Genomic DNA, 19,196 nt, shown 5'->3' with positions numbered 1-19,196 from the left:
GGCCCATGCAATTCAATTTGCCTAGCGAACCACCGTGTGGGAATTGACCAACAGGACCATGTTCTCGGTGAGCTTCTGCGGGGGCATGTTCAGCGGGAAACTGGCGGGCATGCGCCGTGTGACCAAACCGGCATAGACCCCACCCCACCCGCCCGAGTCCGTGAGGCTGATCGTGTCGTCCTTGCGCGCGGCCAGCTCGGTGAAAAACGGCCGGTCCAGCGTGACAGGTGTGAGCAGCATGGCGCCGATGTTCTGCTCGACGATGATCTGCGAAAAATCCCTCAGCCGTTCCGGCTTGGCCCAGACCCTGAGCTGTCCATACCAAGCCGTGCCAGCGGGGACATCGGTCGCAACCCCGGTCCCAGGCAGAAACCGCCGCTGCATGTCGCTGCGCAATTCCATGAAGAGGTTCGGGAAATAAGGCGGGTAATGGAAATGGATCCGCCGCGGTTCCAGGCAATCCCGGCTCAGCGGCAGGCCTTGCAGGAGCAGCAGCCCCGCAGCCACCCATTTCCAGTGCTGGCTGAGTCCGGCCTGACTGTCGACGAGCACGAGGAAAAAACCGACCCCGAAAACAATGACCAGCGGCGCCAGATAATGCGCCGGCAACCGCGGACTTTCGCCGGAATTGAAAAAGGCCTGTCCCGCCAGCAGCACGAGCAGCACGGTCGCAAAGCACCAACGCACGCGGTTGACCGGCCCGTGGCGGAAGCGGTAGGCGAGTCCAGCGACGAAAAAAGCCGTGAGCACGAGTCCGCCCCCCGACCAGAGGCGTTCCGTGAGGTTGAGTTCCAACCCGGTGAGCCCCTTGTTGCCGAGTTTGTTCAAGTCGAGGCCGGGCGCCTCGGTTGAGGCCAGGTTGCGCTGCGCCGACGGCTCGGCCGTGGGATCGTCGGCCTTGAGCGCGAGATTCTGCCAGGCCAACCCCAGGGGGTGGCCCGCAACCAGCGTGTTGCGCACGAGCCAGGGAACGACCAGCAGCAGGAACGTTGCGGCCAGAATCCCGCCAGCCGGCAACCGGGTGGATCCGGGCAATCGCACCAGCAGATAGCCCAAAATCACGAGGGAAACGAGACCCGCGGAGTATTCGGTCAGAAACAACAAACCGCCCAGCGCTCCCAGGACCGCCGCCCGCCACCCGACCGACCAAGACCATGCCGGATTCTCGGCCAGTTTTTCCTCCAACCCGGCCAACACATTGAACAATGCGACGATGAGTACCAGAAACACGGGCAGCCCCGTGACCGTGACGGTCTGCTCCCAGAGCGGCACGGAAAGCGCAGTAGCCAATGTCGCCAACCACGCCGCCCGCGTGTCGAAAAGCCGGCGCGCGAGGCGCCACACCAACCAGACGGCCAACCAGAACAACAAGACGTTCACTCCCAGCACGACGTAGTCCGGCCCCCACCCGTCCGGTGGCAGTGGTTGTTTCTGCCAGAACGTTTCCGGCAGGACGGCAAAAGCACCGGCCAACACCAAAGCGTAAAGCGGCGCATGGTGCAGTTCGGGGTAGGCCTTGCGCTCGTCAAAAGCCACGCCCCGGGCGTCAAGGACCGCGTAGGTCTGCGGATAATTGGCCAGCGTGGTGAATCCCTCGCCCCGCGCCAGCTGACGGGCCAGCACGGCCTGTTGCATAGAAAATTCCGTCGGGATACCATGAAATTGCTTCCAGGAATAGATGGTCGAGAGCAACAGGGCTCCCACGAGTACCACCGCCAGCAGCATCCAGCGCGCTCCGCGCCCATGCTCCATCCAGTGGATGAGTTGTTGCGGTGAACTCATCGCGCGCTCAGCCGCGATCCACCACGTCCAGTTCCGGCCACTGCGCGATCTTGCGGTGCAGGGTGCGCCGGCTGATGCCGAGCAGCGTCGCGGCGCGCGTGCGGTTGCCGCGCGCCTTCATCAGGGCCTCACGGAGCAGGCGCTTTTCGTTTTCCTCCACCGAGAGCGGATTGGCCGGCGTGGGCGTGACCATCGAGGGCGGCGGCGCGGCCTCGCCCCGGAACTTCGGCTCGAGATCAAACTCCGTCATCTTGCCTCCGCGCCGCAGCACTACGGCGTTCTCGGCAAAATTGCGCAGCTCGCGGATGTTGCCCGGCCAGGGATAGGCCTGTAGGTGGCGCATGGCACCGGTCTCGACCTGCACGGGCTCATACGCGTTTTCCTTGGCGTAAACCTTGATGAAGTGCTCCAGCAGCACCGGGATGTCCTCCGCTCGTTCCCGCAGCGCCGGTGTGGTGATGCGCACAACGTTCAGGCGGAAATAGAGATCTTCGCGAAATTTCCCTTCCTTGACCATCTGCTCAAGGTTGCGGTTGGTCGCGGCTACGAGGCGCACGTCCACGTTGAGCGTCTTGGTCCCGCCAACCCTTTCAAAGCTCTTGGTCTCGAGGAAGCGCAGGAGTTTCACCTGAATCTCGGGACCGATCTCGCCGATCTCATCCAGAAACACCGTGCCGCCATCGGCGAGTTCGAAGCGCCCCTCCCGACGCTCGGTCGCACCGGTAAAGGCGCCGCGCTCATGGCCGAACAGCTCGCTCTCCAGCAGCGTGGCCGGCAACGCCGCGCAGTGCACCGGCACGAAGGCCGCACGGGCGCGCGGGCTGGCCTGGTGAATCGCCTGGGCGATCAGCTCCTTGCCGGTGCCGGTTTCGCCCTCGATCAGGATGGTGGCCTTGGACGGCGCCACGAGCTTCACCCGCTCGATAACCTCGGCGAGTCGGGGCGAGTGTCCCACAATGGCGCCGACGTTGAACTTCTCGTCGAGCCGTTCGTGCAGTTGCTTGACCTCGACCTCGAGGGTCTTGGTCTTGAGCGCCCGCTGGATGAGGATCTCCAGCCGCTCGATTTGCACGGGTTTGGTGAGAAAGTCCACGGCACCGCGCTTCATCGCCTCGACGGCAGAATCGATGCTGCCGTAGGCCGTCATCATGATCACCGCCGGCCGGTTGGGCAGCGCCAGAGCCTTATCGATCACCTTGAGGCCGCTTTTGCCCGGCATGCGCAAGTCGGTCAAAATCACCTCGAATTCCTGCGCATCCATCAGGTTGAAGGCCTCATCGGCATTCGCGGCCACCGTCACATCGTAGTTCTCCTGCAACGCCTGTTGCAGGCCCTCCCGGGTGTGCTTTTCGTCATCAACGATCAGAACGCTGGGCACCATGTCGCGATGAAGCCCGCGCTTTTACGATCGGTCAACGGGTAAATGAGACGAGATGACGCAGGACCAACTTCACTATTGAAGCCGGCCGGGAAGGAGACTCCCCTCACGCACAAAAATACCTATACCCCGACCATGAAGCGTTTTCTGCTCACCTTGCTTGCCCTCGCCATCCTTGCCCCGCTCAGCCGCGCCGCCGACAAGCTCAAGGATGTGGTCGTGAAACCCGGGGAGACGGTTTATATCCGGTTTGACGTCCAGCCCAAGAAACTGCGCCTTGCCGCCATCAGCCGGGAAGCCGATCCCGCCGCCCAGGTCATCTTCACCCTGGTCAAGGACGAGTCGAAACCGCTGCTAAAATTGAGGATAGAAAACAAGCTGTCGGCCGATCTGAAATTCAGAGCCGAAATCCGCTCCAAGACCCTTCGTCTGCGCACGCCGCTACAAATTGTTCCCGTGGTAGCGGGCAAGGTCGGCTACGAAACCATGCCTGCCGCCGTGGAAGAGCTGGCGGCCTTCGACTTTGCCTACGCCCGCTATACCCCAGCGCCCGAGACACCGAAAGGTTGAGACCGCTAAACCTGACTGACTGCACAGCGATGAAAACCATCCGATTGGTCCTAATTAGCCTCGGCTTGGCGGGCACGCTCGTGGGCGCAGATGCAGAGCCAATCACCGCGGTCCCAACGCCCACAAACGTCGTGGTGCAGACCACGGTCAGCGAGCTCGCCTCCGGTTATGCAGCCGCGGTATCGCAGATGTCGCTCAAGAGTCTCGTCATCTACTTTCAGGGCGACGGCAAAATCGTGTCCGTCAGGGGCATCCGTTCGACCAAAGCCTTGGGCGGCGTGCTGCTCGTGACCTTTTCCTCGGGCGACATGCTCGCGATCAACGCGGAGCGCATCGTGCTCATCACGGACGGAACGCGCTCGCCTCAGGGGTAAAAAAAGACCGCTTCCCCGGGCAGGAGAAGCGGTTGAAAGTGGTGGCAAGTCTCGGAATCGAACCGAGGACACAAGGATTTTCAGTCCTCTGCTCTACCAACTGAGCTAACTTGCCCCAAACGAAAGAGCGCGAGATAAAAGGACGGCTTTCGGACGCGTCAACGGGTAATTTGAGAATTTCCCGAAACGTGCCGCAGGGCCGGCTCAGACCTTGCGGAAGACCAGCGCCGCGTTCTGCCCACCGAACCCAAGGTTGTTGGTCAGCACCGTATTCACCTTGGCCGTGCGCTTGACGTTGGGCACGTAATCCAGGTCGCAGTCCGGATCAGGCGTCTCGTAGTTGATCGTCGGCGGCACTTCGCCGCTTTGGATGGTCTTCACACTGATGACCGCTTCGATGCCGCCGGCGGCACCGAGGAGGTGACCGGTCATCGACTTGGTGGAACTGACCATGACTTTCTTCGCCGCCTCACCAAAGACCTTCTTGATCGCGAGCGTTTCGAACTTGTCGTTGTAAGGCGTGGAGGTTCCGTGCGCGTTGATGTAGTCGATCTGCTCCGGCAGCACCTTCGCATCCTTGAGCGCGCGGGACATCGCCTGGGAGAGCCCCTTGCCCTCGGGATCCGGCTGCGTGATGTGAAAGGCGTCGCAGGTCGCGGCATACCCCGCGAGTTCGCAATAGATATGGGCGCCGCGCGCCTGCGCGTGCTCCAGGCTCTCGATGACGAGCACCCCCGAGCCTTCACCCATGATGAAACCGTCGCGGTTGAGATCGAACGGGCGGCTCGCCTTCTGCGGGTTGTCGTTGTTGGTGCTCATGGCTTTCATCGAGCAGAAACCCGCGTAGGCCAGAGTCGTGATCGAGGCCTCGGCCCCGCCGCACACCATGACATCCGCATCGCCGCTGCGCACCATGCGGAACGACTCTCCGATGGCGTGCGTGGCGGTGGCGCAGGCGCTCACCACCGAGAAATTCGGTCCACGTGCGCCCAGCTCGATGGCCACCAGGCCGGAGCACATGTTGCTGATCAGCGCGGGGATCATGAAGGGCGAGACCTTGCGCGGACCCTTTTCGAGGAGAACCTTATGCTGGGTCTCAATCGTCCACATGCCGCCGATACCGGAACCGATGATCACGCCGACGCGATCAAGGTCCTCCTTCGCCATGTCGAGCTTGGCGTCGGCCACGGCCTGCTTGGCGGCGCAGAAACCAAAATGGGTGTAGCGGTCGTTGCGCCGAACCTCCTTGGGATCCATCATGGTGGCGGGATCGAAACCGCGCACTTCGGCGCCGATCTGGCAGCTGAAGTCCTTCGCATCAAAGAGCGAAATCCGGTCCACGCCGCACTTGCCGGCCAGAATGTTGTTCCAGAAGTCAGGAACGTTGTGGCCGAGCGACGTGATGACGCCCATGCCGGTAACTACGACGCGACGAGAGGTGGGTGCAGCGGATTCCATCGAGAGATACAGGTGGAAAAATAAAATCGCCCTACCGGGCCAGCGAGGGGCCAGACGGTAGAGCGATCAGTTCAAAAGCCAATGGATATTACTTGCCGGCCTTCTGCTGGATGTAGCCGATTACATCGCCGACAGTCTGGAGTTTCTCGGCATCGGACTCGGGAATCTCACCCTTGATCTCGTCCTTGAACTCTTCTTCGAACGCCATGATCAGCTCGACGGTGTCGAGCGAATCGGCGCCAAGATCATCCAGGAACGAAGCCTGCGGAGTGATCTGCTCCTCGTTAACGTTCAATTGGTTAACGATGATTTCCTTGACGCGCTGTTCTATGGTTTTCTGGTCAGCCATGTGAGTAAAATTTAATGAAATTGGACTTGGGAAGAGGCATCACATCACCATGCCGCCGTCAACGGTAAAAACTTGCCCGGTGATATAGCCGGCCTCTTCGGCGCATAGGAACGCCGTCATGTGGGCGATATCCGCCGCTTCACCGAGCCGCTTCAGCGGAATGACCGAGGTGATTTTCTCGGCGGCCTCGGGCGGAAGCGCCGCGGTCATGTCGGTTTTGATAAACCCCGGGGCCACGGCGTTGGAGGTGACACCGCGTGCGGCAAATTCCTTGGCAATGGACTTGGTGAAGCCGATCAGGCCGGCTTTGGCGGCGCAGTAATTGGCCTGGCCCGCGTTCCCCATGATGCCCACCACGGAGGTGATGTTCACGATGCGACCCCAGCGCTTCGTCGTCATCGAGCGCCCGACATGCTTCGTCCAGTGGTAGCAGCTCGTGAGATTGGTGGTGATGACGCTGTTCCAGTCGGCCTCCGACATGCGGAACAGCAGGCCGTCCTTGGTGATGCCGGCATTGTTGATGAGAATGTCGATCTGGCCAAATTCGGCGAGGAGGTCGGCGCTGGCCTTGGCGACGGCAGCGCCGTCAGCCACGTCCACGGCGAGCGCCTTGGCCTTGCCGCCCGCGGCGGTGATGGCGGCGGCAACCGCGCCGCAGCTGTCGGCGGATTTGCTCACGCAGATGACGTTGACGCCGTTCTTGGCGAGCAACTCGGCGATGGCTTTGCCGATGCCCCGGCCGGCGCCGGTGACAAGGGCCACACGATTGTTATAGGTGAGGCTCATGAGGAGGGGTGAGGAGCGCCATGGCAGGCGCTCCCCTTCCCTGTCGCAAGCGCGAAGTTTCGCGCCGGCTCAGTAAACATCGCGCTGGTAGCGCTTGTCCTTCTTCATCTGCTTCACGTAGTCGGCCGAGGCCGCGGCATCCATGCCGCTGTGGCGCGAGATCACTTCATGCAGTGCGACATCGACATCCTTGGCCATGCGCTTGGCGTCGCCGCATACATAGAAATGCGCCCCCTTCTGCAGCCACGCCCAGAGCTCGGCTCCGTTTTCACGCATGCGGTCCTGCACATAGACCTTGAGGATCTGGTCGCGCGAGAACGCCAGGTCGAGACGCGCCAGCCGGCCCTCGCCCTGCCATTTGAGCCATTCCTCCTCGTAAAGAAAATCCGTGGCGCGGTGCTGGTCGCCGAAGAACACCCAGTTGCGGCCGGTCGCACCCGTGGCGACCCGCTCTTGCATGAAGGCCCGGAACGGCGCGATGCCCGTGCCCGGCCCCACCATGATGATGTCCTTCGTGAGGTCTTCCGGGGGGCCGAAATGTGAATCCGACACGAACACGGGCACGGGCGTGGTGTTCAGCGCAGCGCGGTCCGCGAGGAAGGTGCTGCACACGCCGACGCGCGAGCGGTGGTTCGTCTCGTACCGCACGATCGCCACGGTGAGATGAACCTCGGTGGGATAAGGTTTGGCCGACGACGCGATCGAATAGAGGCGCGGCATAAGCTTGCGCAACTGGTCCACCAACTCCTGCGGCGCGAGCCGTGCGCTGGGAAACTCCGTGAGCAGGTCGATGTATTCCCGATCCTCGAGATAGCCGGCCAGCTGGTCCTTGCCCTCGGGCGCGAGCAGCACGGCGAGCTTGGCCTTGTCGCCCTCGTCGGTCGCCTTGGCCGCGAGCAGCTCGACAAACTTGCGCGTGGGCTTCGCCAACGCGAGCCGGCCGAGCAACGCCTCGCGCAGCGGAATCGGGGCGGCCAGCTTGAGCATGAGCGGCGACACCATCTCGTTGCCGCTCACGCCGAGCCGGTGCAGGATCTCTTCCACTTCCGACGGACGGTTGGTCGCAAAAACGCCCAGCGAATCACCGACCTTGTAGGTCAGGCCGCTGCCCGCGATGTCCACCACGAGGTGCCGCGTCTCCTTGTGCGAGCCCGGCTTGTTGAGCAGGCGGTTCTCGGTCAGGCGGGCCGGGAAGGGATTGTCCTTGTGGAAGGCGGAGGTCGGAGCGGGCGTGGAACTCATGGAGGGGGCCGGATTTGCCTTCCGGCGCCGAGGCGTGGCAAGCACGATTCTTGCCATACGCCGGCGCCCAAGACGGGCTTTCCTTGTTGCTCCGGCCCGGCGGGCCTGCCATCGCCCTGACATGGAGCCCGTTCGTATCCAGAAATTCATCGCCGACAGCGGGCTTTGCTCGCGTCGCGCCGCCGAGATGCTCATCGCCGGGGGCGAAGTTTACGTCAACGGCCAGCCCGCCACCGTCGGCCAAAAAGTCGAGCCGGGCATCGACAAGGTCACCGTGCGTGGCAAACCCGTGCGCACCACCGCCCAGCCGCGCATCACCCTCGTCATGCACAAGCCCCGAGGCGTGGTCTGCAGCAACAGCGATCCGCACGCCGATCAGACCGTGTTCGACCTGCTGCCCCGGGAGTGGGCCAAGCTCCGCCTGTTCTGCGCCGGTCGCCTCGACAAGGACAGCGAGGGCCTCGTCATCCTGACCTCCGACGGCGATCTCGCCAACCGCCTGATGCACCCGTCGAACGTCGTGGTGAAGCGCTACTACGTCTCTCTTGAGGAACCGTTCCCCGTGAAACGCATCCGCTCGCTCCTGCACGGCATCCTGCACGAGGGCGAACGTCACAAGGTGGAGCGCGCGTTTCTCGTCAACCCGTCGCGCGACCAGACCTCCACCGAGCTCGACGTGCACATGCACCACGGCAAGAAACGCGAGATCCGCCTGCTCTTCACCGCCCTCGGCTTCGAGGTCCGCCGCCTGCGCCGCTACCAGATCGGCGCGCTGCGCCTGAAAGGAATTCCTTTGCGCGGCGTGAAACAACTTTCTACCAAGGAAATCGAATCCCTCTTCGCCGTGCCGCCCTCGCCCCGCCGCGACGGCCCGGCCGCTGACTCCGATGAAAATTAATATCGCCTGCCTCCTGCTCCTCTCGTTGGCCGTCCGCCTCGGCGCCGCCGACATCCTGCCCGCCGATGCCGCCGTCTTCGTGCAGCCCGACCCTAAGTCACCCGTCCTCGTCCGCCTCAAGGCCGGCAACACCATCGTCTACACCGGCGACGCGCCGGCCGGTTGGCGCCGCGTTGAGATCTCCGGCACTTTCGAGGGCTACGCCCACAACCGCGACATCACCAAGGATCTCTCGGTCCGGACCGGTGGCGGCATCCTCGCTGCGCCGAAAAAGGACGCTCCTGCGCTCACGGTCGCCCAGGAGGGTGACAAGACCGAGGTCGTCGGCCTGGCCGGCGGCGACTGGGTGCAGGTCAAATTCGCCAAGAAACTCCAGGGCTTCGTCGCCACCGCCGCCGCGGCCAACCTCGCACCCGATCCGGTGGCTTCGCTCACCCCGCTGGCCCCCACGGTCAATCCCGCCCCGGCCGCCCCCAGTTCCAACTTGGGCCGGGCCGTCCCGCTCACCGGTAACACCGCCGATCTGCCTCGCCTCTTCGCCGGCCGGTTTGTCCTGGCACGCCGCGCCATCATCAATCCCAACCCGCCCTACGATTACCAGCTCACCGACAGCAACGGCCGCCGCTTCGCCTACATCGACACGAAGCGCCTGCTGCTCACCGATCAAATCCAATCCTACCTTGAGCGCGAGGTTTCCATCACGGGGACCATCCGCAACACCGTTGACGGCAAGGATCTCGTGATTGCCGCCGAGTCGATGCTGTTGAAGAAGTAGTTCTCCCCTCCTTCCCGGCCGGCCGCTCCGCGTGCCGGCCTTTTCATTCCCGCCACCATGGAACTCATCGACGGCAACCAAATCGCCGCCACCATCATCGCCGAACTCAAAACCGAGGTCGCCGCCCTCACCGGCCGCAAACCCTGCATCGCACTTGTGCGCGTGGGCGACGACCCGGCGTCCGTCTCCTACGTCAAGAAGAAGGAAAAGACCTCCGCCGAGATCGGTATCGAGAGCCGCCTGATTTTCCCGCCGGTCACCATCACGCAGGACGAGCTCTTCGCGCTCATAGATCGGCTGAACGCCGACCCATCCGTGGACGGGATTCTCGTCCAGTCCCCGCTGCCCAAGGGCATCAACGAGGTCGCCGTGTTCCGCCGCATCGCCGCGCACAAGGATGTGGACGGTTTCCACACCATGAATCTCGGCAAACTCGCGCAGGAGGACGAAACTGGCTTCGTCGCCTGCACACCCGCGGGCATCATGGAACTGCTCCGTCGCGCAAATGTTTCCCTCTCCGGCAAACACGTTGTCGTTCTCGGCCGCAGTCTCATCGTCGGCAAACCCGCGGCCCTGCTCGCCGTCCAGCGCAAGGCCTGGGCCAACGCCACCGTCACGATCTGCCATTCGCAAACGGCCAACCTGCCCGCCCTCACGCGCCAGGCCGACATCCTGATCGCCGCCATCGGCAAGGCCGAATTCGTGACCGCCGACATGGTCAAACCCGGCGCAGTGGTCATCGACGTCGGCGTGAACCGTGTGCCCGACTCCACCAAGAAAACCGGTTACCGACTCACGGGTGACGTCCATTTCCCGAGCGTTTCACCCCTTTGCGCCAAGATCACGCCGGTCCCGGGTGGCGTGGGCCCCATGACCGTGGCCATGCTCATGGCCAACACCGTCAAGGCCCACCGCCAGAACACCGCCCACGCGTCATAACCGTCGGTCGCAACGGCTCTTGCCAGCGAGCGCCAAAACCGCTTGCCTGTCCCGAACTCCCCTATGGCGACGCCCAAGATTCTCGTGGTTGATGACCAACCCATCAACGTCCAGCTGCTGAAACGTAAACTGGAACGCGAAGGGATGACGGTGGTGGCCGCCTATTCGGGCCAGGAGGCCCTGAACCTCATCAGCGCCGACAAACCCGACCTCATCCTCCTCGATGTGATGATGCCGGACATGGACGGTCTTGAGGTCTGCCAGCGTCTGCAGGCCGAGCCGGAGACCAAGTCCATACCGATCATTTTCATCACCGCCCGCACCACCAAGGAGGGCAAGATCGAGGGCCTCGGTGTCGGGGCCGTGGATTACATTACCAAACCGATCGACCTCGACGAGACCCTGGCCCGCGTGCAGACGCAGCTACGTTTCGTGCAGATCAACCGCGAGCTTGTGGACCTGCAGCGCCGCCTCGGCGATTCCCGCCGTGCCGCCACCATTGGCGCCGTCACCCAGGGCATCGCGCACAACCTCAACAATCTCCTCGGCGTCGTCATTGGCTACGTTGATCTCATCAAGGCCTACCACGACAAGCCCGAGCTGGTTAAGAAAAACTCCCAGCACCTCGAGGACGCCGTCAACCGCATCGTCGGCATCATCAAGCAGCTCACCACCCTCGTCGTGCGCAATCGCCCGCCGCTCATCCGCGCCAGCCTGGCCCGCATGATCGACAGCGGCATCCGCCGCTACCAGATCGAATACAAGATCGACCAGCCCGTGTCGGTGCAGCACGGCGCCGGTGAAGTCCTCATCGAGACCAACGTCGAGCTGCTCGAGGAAGTCATCGCGAAGCTCGTGATGAACGCCTGGGAAAGTTACGGTGAAGGCGCACCTCCCGACCAGCGCTCCGTCTCCATTCGCACGGAGGTGGTGGAGAAACCGCAGGAAGGCCGCTTCGCCCTCATCCACATTGAGGACCGCGGCCGCGGAATCGATCCCGAGATCCGTGACCACGCGTTTGAACCTTTCACCAGCACCAAGCACACCGTCGGAGTCGGCATGGGTCTCACCATTGCCCGCCACTCGATGCGCAACTTGGGCGGAGAAGTGACCCTCTCCGACCGTCAGGGCGGCGGTGCGATCTGCACCATCCGCCACCCGTTGGAGCGTCGTAACCGCCAGCCGGCCTGACCTGCCCATGGCGAAGCTGGCATTTCTCGGCGCCGGCAATCTTGCCTCCGCCATCATCCGCGGCCTGCTCGCCCACCAGGTCTGCGTGCCCGAGGATATCGCCTGCACCAGCAAGGGCGGCGAAACCGCTGCCCGCCTTGCCGCCTCCACCGGCATCGCCCACCAGCCCGACCTGGCCCAACTGCTCGGGCCGGCCGATGTCGTCATCGTTGCCTTCAAGCCGCAGTCGCTCGCAGCCGCCGATCCGCGCCTCGCCGAACTCACGCGCGGCAAACTCGTGCTTTCCGTGCTCGCCGGCAAAAAACTGTCTACCCTCTCCCGCACCTTCCCCCTCGCCCGCAACCTGGTGCGCACGATGCCCAACACCCCAGCCGCCATCGGCGCCGGCATCACGCCTTTCTGTTCGCTGCATCCGCTCAGCCCTGACGACAGCGCCCTGGTCATCCGGATTCTCGAAGCCCTCGGCGTTTGCCTCCCGCTTGACGAACAGTATTTCGACGCGCTCACCGCCGTCGGGGGCAGCGGTCCGGCCTTCCTCTTTGAATTTGTCGCCGGCCTCCGCGACGCCGCCCTCGCCGCCGGGCTCCCGTCCGACGTTGCCCCGCGGATGGCGCTCGAAACCGTCCTCGGTGCCGCCCGCCTGCTGGCCCGCACCGGCGAGACGCCCGAGGCCTTGCGCGACAAGGTCACCTCGCCCAATGGCACCACTTACGCCGGCCTGCAGGTTCTGGCCCGGCGGGAGTTTCGCGAAACTTTGAAGGAAACCGTCGCTGCCGCCACCCGCCGGGCTGGCGAACTCTCCCAAGACTGATCCCGCCCGGCGTCCGCGTGTTCGCACAAAAATGAAAAAGCCGGGCGCGGGGCCCGGCTCGTTGGATCGGAAAGAGGGAATGGCGATTATTTGACCACCATCACGCCCTTCATGCCCGCGAGAAAATGTGCAGGGAAGGAGCAAATGAACGGATACTCGCCAGCCTCGGCGGGCGCGGTGAAGTCGATTTCCTCACTCTGCTTCGGCCCGAGCAGCTTGGTGTGGGCGATGGCCAGATCGGCCTTGGCGGCGGGGAAATAATCCGTCGCAGCGGCCATTACGGCGGCATCGGCGAAGGCCTTCACGTCAGCATCCTTCTTCAGGATGACGAGATTGTGCCCCATCGCCGCCTTCGGCATGGTGCCGATGTTGCGCAGGGTGAGCTTCACCTGCTGGCCGGGACTGACCTCAAAGCGGGTGACACTGAATTTCATGGCATCATTGGCCGTGATCTCGATGACGGCGGCGGCCGGAGCGGCCGGAGCCGCGGCCGCGGCAGGAGCAGCCGCCGGCGTGGATGCGGCCGGCGTAGCCGACGTGGAGGGCGCAGCCTCCTCTTTTTTGCCGCAACCGGTTAACACGAGCCCGCAAGCGAGCAGAGAAAGGGCGATGGAGGGTTTCATGGGGCGCGCAACCTGCCACACTCGCGCGGCCCGCGCAACCGCGGAACGCAAAAATCCCCGCCGCACTAATGCCCGGTGCAGTCGGATTAATATCCTCGCGCAAAATCATTCGTGAGTCGTTGGCTACGCAAAAATTGCTCTTTTTTTGCGGTTGAAATGCCCGATAAATTCCGAAGCCTCCCCCGATACTCTCGGCCCGGCGCACACCGCTGATGCCGCCTTCGTTACACATGACCCGCACACAGTCCGTCACCCGCCTCATTTCGCGTCTGGCCACCGCCGTGGCCGCCGGCCTCGCCCTCCTGACCCTCTCCGGCTGCAAGCTGGCCGAGGTCTTCAACATGAGCGGCCCGCAGTCCACCATGGTCACCGCCGGTCCGGTCGCCAAATCTCAGTGGGATCTCTTCATGGTCACCGTTTACGTGACCACTTTCATTTTTGTGGTGACCGGCGCCGTTCTGGCCTACGCCCAGATCAAGTTCCGCGCCAAGAGCGAGGCCGACGAGCATGCCGAACCGCCCGCCGAGGCCGGCCATGGCAATCCGCTGGTGGAGATCGGCCTCATCGCCGGCTCCGTCGCACTCCTGGTCATCATCGCCATCCCGACGCTGCAGGGTATCTGGTATACCTACGACGTGCCCGAGGCCGAGAAGGGCAACGCGATCGAAATCAATGCCACCGGTTACCAGTGGTGGTTCAAATTCGAGTATCCGAACGAAATGGTGCCGCAACCGCTCGGCGGTGAAGCCCCGCTGGTCACCGGCAACGAACTCGTCGTGCCCGCGGGCGTTGCCGTGCGGGTGAATCTCCGCACCATCGACGTCATCCACAGCTTTTGGATTCCCAAGCTGGCCGGCAAGGTGGACATGATGCCCAACCGCGCCAACCACCTCTGGTTCAAGGCCGACAAGCCCGGTTATTTCTACGGCCAGTGTGCCGAGTATTGCGGCGAATCCCATGCGATCATGAAGTTCCGCGTCATCGCGCTTGGTCAGGAGGACTACGCGAAATGGCTCGCCAACCAGAAGCTGCCGGCCCGCACGGTCACGGCCCAGTCGCTGCAGGCCGAGGCCGCCGCTCCCCGCGTGCAATTCGCCAGCCTGAAGGAAACCGCCCCGGGCAGCACGCTCGGCAGCTCGCCGGATTTTGATGCCAACCCCTTCGCCGGCTGGCAGGCCAAGCAAAAGCACGAGGCTGGCGAGAATGCCTCGCTGATCGACACGGGCCGCAAGCTCTTTGCCGAGAAAACCTGCATCACCTGCCATACCGTCCGCGGCCACGAAGGCATCGGCATCACCGGGCCGGACCTCACCCACCTCGGCGCCCGCACCTCGATCGCGGCCGGGGTTCTCGACAACTCCGCCGAGCGCCTGCACCAGTGGATCAAGGACCCCAACTATTTCAAACCTGGCAACAAAATGTATCACGGCGGCTACATCGACGTGAACACCAAGCAAGCGAAGTTCACCCTCACCGACGCCGAGATCGACGCCCTGGTCGCCTACCTGCACAGCCTGAAGTAAGCGCCCTCGACCCTAGAACCCAGACCCTGGACCCTTTACTATGGCCCAAGCCATCGCCAAATCCGACTACACCGGCTCCGCCCCCGCGCACGCCGACACCCAGACATTCCAATTGTTTGCCCGCCCGACGGCCAAGACTGGTCTGGTCAGCTGGCTGACCACCGTGGACCACAAGAAGATCGGCCTCATGTATGCCGGCTTCGCGATCCTCTTCTTCCTGATCGGCGGCCTAGAGGCGCTGCTGATCCGCACGCAGCTCATGCTGCCGAACAACCGTTTCATCAGTGCCCAGCTCTACAACGAGCTGTTCACGATGCACGGCACCACCATGATCTTCCTCGCGGTGATGCCCCTCAACGCGGCGTTCTTCAACCTGCTCATCCCGCTCCAGATCGGTGCCCGCGACGTTGCTTTCCCGCGTCTCAACACGTTCTCCCTCTGGACCTGGGTGGTCGGCGCCATTCTGCTGAACCTCGGCTGGCTCTCCCACGTGCATGACGCCTTCAAGGGCTTCGGCGGCGCCCCGGACATCGGCTGGTTCGGCTACGCCCCGCTCACCTCCAAGGTGTTCACGCCGGACATCTCCACCGACATGTGGGTCCTCGGCCTGCAAATCCTCGGCCTCTCCTCGATCGTGGCCTCCCTCAACTTCATCGTCACGATCATCAACATGCGCGCGCCCGGCCTCACCATGATGCGCCTGCCGGTGTTCGTGTGGATGGCCCTCGTGACGAGCTTCCTCCTCATTCTCGCCCTGCCCGCCATCGCCATCGCGCTGGTCGAGGTCATGATGGACCGCAACTTCGGCACCAGTTTCTTCGAGGTTTCCGGCGGCGGCCAGCCCATCCTCTGGCAACACCTGTTCTGGGTGTTCGGCCACCCGGAAGTTTACATCCTGATTCTGCCCCCGATGGGTTACGTTTCGGAGATTCTCCCGACCTTCTCGCGCAAGCCGCTCTTCGGCTACCCGATCGTGGTTTTCTCCGGCGCGGCCATCGGCTTCATCGGCTTCGGCGTGTGGAGCCACCACATGTTCACCACCGGCATGGGCACGATCGCCACGGCGGCCTTCTCGCTCGCCACCATGGCCATCGCGGTGCCGACCGGCGTCAAGATCTTCAACTGGATCGGCACCCTCTGGGGCGGCCGCATCGTGACCCGCACCCCCATGATGTTCGCGCTCGGCTTCATCTGGATGTTCATGCTCGGCGGTTTCTCGGGCATCATGCACTCCGCCGCCCCGGCCGACGCCCAGCAGCAGGACAGCTACTTCGTCATTGCCCACTTCCACTACGTGCTCATCGGCGGCGCCACCTTTGCCTTGCTGGCCGCGATACATTTCTGGTTCCCGAAATTTTTCGGCCGCCTCGTGCCGGAGTTCTGGGGCAAGCTCTCCTTCTGGATCATCTTCGTGGGCTTCAATGCCACGTTCTTCCCGATGCACTTCCTCGGCCTGAACGGCATGCCCCGCCGCACCTGGACTTACGACGGCAACATGGGGTGGAACGAGGGCAACTTCTTCGCCACCATGGGAGCCTACCTGCTGGGCGTCGGCATCTTCACCTACTTCGCGGTGCTCGTCTGGACCTTCTTCAAGGGCGAAAAGTGCGGCAACGATCCTTGGGACGCCCGCACGCTTGAGTGGTCCATCCCCTCCCCCCCGCCGGAGCACAATTTCGACGCCATCCCCAAGGTCCACGCTCGCGACGGCTGGTGGTATGAGAAGACCCACCGGGAGGAGATCGCCAAGGAGCGCGCCGAAAACATCAAGGCGGAGGAGGCCCACGGCGGCATCCACATGCCCGACCAGTCCTGGTATCCGCTGGTGGCCGCCATCGGCCTCCTCATCGGAGCCTACAACTTCGGCCAGCTTTGGCACCCGGTCACCTTCTTTGGCAACCAGGTTCTGGCCAATCACCTCCCCCTCGCCATCTTCGGCGGCGTCATCATGGTCCTCGGGCTTTACCTCTGGTCCCTCGAGGGTCCCGGCGGCTACCACCTTCATCTGGGCAAGGATGGCAAGATGACCGAATCGCGCGGCGGCCACCATTGATCCGCCGCTCCGATCACCGATTCTCAGATCACCTGACCCTATTCCTTTCATGAGCAGTCACGCGGCCACTGGCGCCATCGACCATCACCACGACCACACGACGTCGACCGGCATTCCGAACAAGAAGCTCCTTTGGTGGGCCTTCCTTGCCTCGGACTGCATGTTCTTCGGCGCCCTCATCTCGACGCATCTCGTCTACCGCCTCAACCCGCCCCCGGGCAACGCGGAGCCGACCAAGGTCTTCAACATCGAGCTGACCTCGTTCTCGACGTTCATCCTCCTGATGTCGTCCCTGCTCATGGCCCTCGCCGTGAATGCGATCCAGCGTGGCAACGTGAAGAGCACCCGCTCGATGCTGCTCGGCACGATGTTCTTTGGCTGCATCTTCCTCGGCGGCCAGGTCTATGAGTTCGAGCACTTCGTGAAGTCCTTCGACATGAAGCTCACGAACAGCATCTTCGGCTCGACCTTCTACACCCTGACCGGCACCCACGGCACCCACGTGGCCATCGGTGTGCTCCTGCTGGGCATGATGTATGTGCGCACTTTCAAGCCGCTCCATGGCAACGGACTCCTGAAGAACTTCCTTCACCTCGGTGCGATCTGCACGGTGATGGCAGTTTCCTTCATCTGGTTCGTCCCCGGACTGATCGAGATGGTCTATGGCCTGAGCTTCGGCGATTTCCTCAAGCACGCGGGCGTGCCGCTGGCCGTCGGTGCCGCGGCCCTCGCCCTGAGCTTCTGGCTCGGCCGCGACCACGGTCAGGTTGAGTTCGGCGAGAAAAACGCCGGCGACGTCGAGGCCATCGGTCTCTACTGGCACTTCGTCGATATCGTCTGGATCATCATTTTCACCGCCGTCTATCTCCTGGAGTATCTCTAACATGTCCGCTCCCGCCACCGCTCACGCCGACGCCGGCCACCACGAGCCGAGCAAGTTTCACGTTTATATCCAGATCGCCATGATCCTGTCGGTGATCACCGGCATCGAGGTCGTGCTGATCTACATGCCGCTGGCCACGTGGCTGATCGTCACCTCGCTGTGCGTGCTTTCCGCCGTGAAGTTCCTCTTCGTTATTTTCTACTTCATGCACCTGCGCTGGGACAAGGCGTTCTGCACCGTGCTCTTCTTCATCGGGCTGATCCTTGCCGGCGGCACGATGTGGGCCCTGCTCCACCTCTTCGGGGCCGAGGCCAGCGTGCCGCTCTCGGCCACGCCGGCGCTGCTGCTCTTCTGAGTTTAGTCCCCCCGTTTTCACCGCCGCGGCTTCGGCCGCGGCTTTTTTGTGCCCGCACACTTCCTTGCGTTCAGGGCAAATCGTGCAATTCGTGTCTGTTCCCATGATCGACTGGACCCACTGGCACAATGAACCCGTCCTGATCGGCGGACTCATTTTCCTGGGCTGGCTCTACGCCATCCTGACGGGGCCGTTGCGCGAGAAACTTGCCCCGGGCACGCCCTACCCGCGGGGCCACGCCTGCCGGTTCTATGCGGCGCTGCTGATCTTCTATCTCGCGGTCGGATCGCCCTTGGACCAACTCGGCGAACGCTTCCTGCTCAGCGCCCACATGCTGCAGCACCAGCTGATCATCTATCCTGCCGCGGTGCTCTTTTTGCTCGGCCTTCCGGCCTGGCTCGTCAGCCCCATCACCGGCCGCCCCGGTCTCCGGCCGCTCCTGCGCTTCCTCACCAATCCGGTGGTCTGCGGGGTGGTTTACACGGTGGTGTTGTCCGGCTGGCACATGCCGCTGCTCTACGATCTGGCCCTGCAAAACCGTCCTATCCACATCCTGGAGCACTTCACCATGTTCGGCGCGGCGCTGTTTTATTGGTGGCCGATCATCAGCCCGTCGAAGGAATTTCCCCCGCTCGCCTATGGCTGGCACCTGCTTTACCTGCCCGCCGTCGTCATCGGCATGACGCCGGTCTTCGCCTACATCACTTTCTCGCCGGACGTGCTTTACCCGACGTACGAGTACGCCCCGCGGATCACCAGCCTGGATGCCGCCGGCGATCAATTGCTGGCCGGATCAATGATGAAACTCATCGGCATGGGCGTCTCCGGCCTGACCTTTGCCGTGAGCTTCTACCGCTGGTATCAGCAGTCGGAAAACCGCCGCTAACGGGCCAGCAGTTCCCGGGTGATGCTTTCCCACTCCGCCTGGAGGCTGCCACCGGCCGCGGGGCGACCGGCCCGGGCATACCAGTAACCGGCGTTCATCTCGTCCCCTTCCTTGCGATGCAGGTAGGCATGCACCCAGGCCCCGTCCCGACCGGCCGCTTCCTGCGCCCGCGCATGGGCGGTGGCCCAATCTCCGCGGGCATCATGCCACAAGGCCTCCAAGGCTGCGCCGAGCCTGGCCGGCGGGTTCGCCTGCGCCCGAAAGTCGTCAAATGACATTTGCCCGGCCATGGTTAATCGCTTTGTTGCTACTTTCCTCAC

General features: G+C 63.2%; 20 protein-coding genes and 1 tRNA gene. 12 read left to right on the top strand and 9 right to left on the bottom strand.

The annotated features are described in order from the left end of the window. Positions 1 to 21 precede the first annotated feature (21 nt). Together ESB00_RS07885 and ESB00_RS07880 are read right to left on the bottom strand one after the other, a co-directional pair. A complete protein-coding gene (locus ESB00_RS07885; RefSeq protein WP_129047160.1) occupies positions 22 to 1,782 on the bottom strand; it encodes a glycosyltransferase family 39 protein in 1,761 nt (586 codons plus the stop codon). Between the two features lie 7 nt (positions 1,783 to 1,789). After that, a complete protein-coding gene (locus ESB00_RS07880; protein WP_129047159.1) occupies positions 1,790 to 3,163 on the bottom strand; it encodes a sigma-54-dependent transcriptional regulator in 1,374 nt (457 codons plus the stop codon). Positions 3,164 to 3,295: 132 nt separating this feature from the next. On the opposite strand from ESB00_RS07880, the gene ESB00_RS07875 reads away from it, so the two are divergent. Continuing rightward, positions 3,296 to 3,730, top strand: coding sequence for a hypothetical protein (locus ESB00_RS07875; RefSeq protein ID WP_129047158.1), 435 nt, complete (start codon positions 3,296 to 3,298; stop codon positions 3,728 to 3,730). A 29-nt stretch (positions 3,731 to 3,759) separates the two neighbouring features. After that, positions 3,760 to 4,104, top strand: a complete 345-nt coding sequence (locus tag ESB00_RS07870) for a hypothetical protein (RefSeq protein WP_129047157.1) — start codon at positions 3,760 to 3,762, stop codon at positions 4,102 to 4,104. A 39-nt stretch (positions 4,105 to 4,143) separates the two neighbouring features. Here the strand turns inward: ESB00_RS07870 and ESB00_RS07865 are convergent. The 5 genes from ESB00_RS07865 to ESB00_RS07845 form a co-directional block, all read right to left on the bottom strand. Next, positions 4,144 to 4,219 (bottom strand) — tRNA-Phe (locus ESB00_RS07865). An 89-nt stretch (positions 4,220 to 4,308) separates the two neighbouring features. Continuing rightward, positions 4,309 to 5,562: a beta-ketoacyl-ACP synthase II gene (gene fabF, locus ESB00_RS07860; protein WP_129047156.1), complete on the bottom strand. Its 1,254-nt coding sequence runs from the start codon at positions 5,560 to 5,562 to the stop codon at positions 4,309 to 4,311. A gap of 88 nt (positions 5,563 to 5,650) precedes the next feature. Beyond that, positions 5,651 to 5,911 (bottom strand): acyl carrier protein, encoded by a 261-nt coding sequence (locus ESB00_RS07855; protein ID WP_129047155.1) that lies wholly within the window; start codon positions 5,909 to 5,911, stop codon positions 5,651 to 5,653. 39 nt (positions 5,912 to 5,950) lie between these two features. After that, positions 5,951 to 6,697, bottom strand: coding sequence for a 3-oxoacyl-[acyl-carrier-protein] reductase (gene fabG, locus ESB00_RS07850; RefSeq protein WP_129047154.1), 747 nt, complete (start codon positions 6,695 to 6,697; stop codon positions 5,951 to 5,953). Between the two features lie 69 nt (positions 6,698 to 6,766). Further along, a complete protein-coding gene (locus tag ESB00_RS07845; RefSeq protein ID WP_129047153.1) occupies positions 6,767 to 7,996 on the bottom strand; it encodes a sulfite reductase subunit alpha in 1,230 nt (409 codons plus the stop codon). Positions 7,997 to 8,060: 64 nt separating this feature from the next. Between ESB00_RS07845 and ESB00_RS07840 the strand changes: the two genes are divergently transcribed. The 5 genes from ESB00_RS07840 (at position 8,061) to proC (ending at position 12,553) form a co-directional block, all read left to right on the top strand. Then, entirely contained in the window at positions 8,061 to 8,837 is a 777-nt protein-coding gene (locus ESB00_RS07840) for a pseudouridine synthase (RefSeq protein ID WP_129047152.1), read from the top strand. Continuing rightward, positions 8,827 to 9,612: an SH3 domain-containing protein gene (locus ESB00_RS07835; RefSeq protein ID WP_129047151.1), complete on the top strand. Its 786-nt coding sequence runs from the start codon at positions 8,827 to 8,829 to the stop codon at positions 9,610 to 9,612. Before ESB00_RS07840 ends, ESB00_RS07835 begins: the two co-directional genes overlap by 11 nt. A gap of 57 nt (positions 9,613 to 9,669) precedes the next feature. Next, positions 9,670 to 10,551 (top strand): bifunctional methylenetetrahydrofolate dehydrogenase/methenyltetrahydrofolate cyclohydrolase FolD, encoded by an 882-nt coding sequence (folD, locus tag ESB00_RS07830; protein ID WP_129047150.1) that lies wholly within the window; start codon positions 9,670 to 9,672, stop codon positions 10,549 to 10,551. Positions 10,552 to 10,614: 63 nt separating this feature from the next. Beyond that, the gene (locus tag ESB00_RS07825; protein WP_129047149.1) at positions 10,615 to 11,742 is read left to right on the top strand and encodes a response regulator; all 1,128 of its coding nucleotides are present in this window, start codon (positions 10,615 to 10,617) and stop codon (positions 11,740 to 11,742) included. 7 nt (positions 11,743 to 11,749) lie between these two features. Then, entirely contained in the window at positions 11,750 to 12,553 is an 804-nt protein-coding gene (gene proC / locus ESB00_RS07820) for a pyrroline-5-carboxylate reductase (protein ID WP_129047148.1), read from the top strand. An 86-nt stretch (positions 12,554 to 12,639) separates the two neighbouring features. On the opposite strand, the gene ESB00_RS07815 is transcribed toward proC, so the two are convergent. After that, complete coding sequence (locus ESB00_RS07815) at positions 12,640 to 13,176, bottom strand: plastocyanin/azurin family copper-binding protein (RefSeq protein WP_129047147.1); 537 nt, start codon at positions 13,174 to 13,176, stop codon at positions 12,640 to 12,642. Between the two features lie 230 nt (positions 13,177 to 13,406). Here ESB00_RS07815 and coxB point away from each other — a divergent pair, with 230 nt between their 5' ends. The 5 genes from coxB (at position 13,407) to ESB00_RS07790 (ending at position 18,876) form a co-directional block, all read left to right on the top strand. Beyond that, positions 13,407 to 14,699, top strand: coding sequence for a cytochrome c oxidase subunit II (gene coxB / locus ESB00_RS07810; RefSeq protein ID WP_179954376.1), 1,293 nt, complete (start codon positions 13,407 to 13,409; stop codon positions 14,697 to 14,699). A gap of 40 nt (positions 14,700 to 14,739) precedes the next feature. After that, entirely contained in the window at positions 14,740 to 16,752 is a 2,013-nt protein-coding gene (gene ctaD / locus ESB00_RS07805) for a cytochrome c oxidase subunit I (RefSeq protein WP_129047146.1), read from the top strand. A gap of 49 nt (positions 16,753 to 16,801) precedes the next feature. Further along, positions 16,802 to 17,635 (top strand): cytochrome c oxidase subunit 3, encoded by an 834-nt coding sequence (locus ESB00_RS07800; RefSeq protein WP_129047145.1) that lies wholly within the window; start codon positions 16,802 to 16,804, stop codon positions 17,633 to 17,635. Position 17,636: 1 nt separating this feature from the next. After that, positions 17,637 to 17,990, top strand: coding sequence for a cytochrome C oxidase subunit IV family protein (locus ESB00_RS07795; RefSeq protein ID WP_129047144.1), 354 nt, complete (start codon positions 17,637 to 17,639; stop codon positions 17,988 to 17,990). 103 nt (positions 17,991 to 18,093) lie between these two features. Beyond that, positions 18,094 to 18,876: a cytochrome c oxidase assembly protein gene (locus ESB00_RS07790; RefSeq protein ID WP_129047143.1), complete on the top strand. Its 783-nt coding sequence runs from the start codon at positions 18,094 to 18,096 to the stop codon at positions 18,874 to 18,876. Here the strand turns inward: ESB00_RS07790 and ESB00_RS07785 are convergent. Then, complete coding sequence (locus ESB00_RS07785; protein ID WP_129047142.1) at positions 18,873 to 19,154, bottom strand: hypothetical protein; 282 nt, start codon at positions 19,152 to 19,154, stop codon at positions 18,873 to 18,875. The genes ESB00_RS07790 and ESB00_RS07785 overlap by 4 nt on opposite strands. Positions 19,155 to 19,196 lie beyond the last annotated feature (42 nt).

It is taken from the genome of Oleiharenicola lentus, from assembly GCF_004118375.1.
Classification (GTDB): Bacteria; Verrucomicrobiota; Verrucomicrobiia; order Opitutales; family Opitutaceae; genus Lacunisphaera; species Lacunisphaera lenta.
This window is presented reverse-complemented; position numbering and strand designations above follow the sequence as displayed.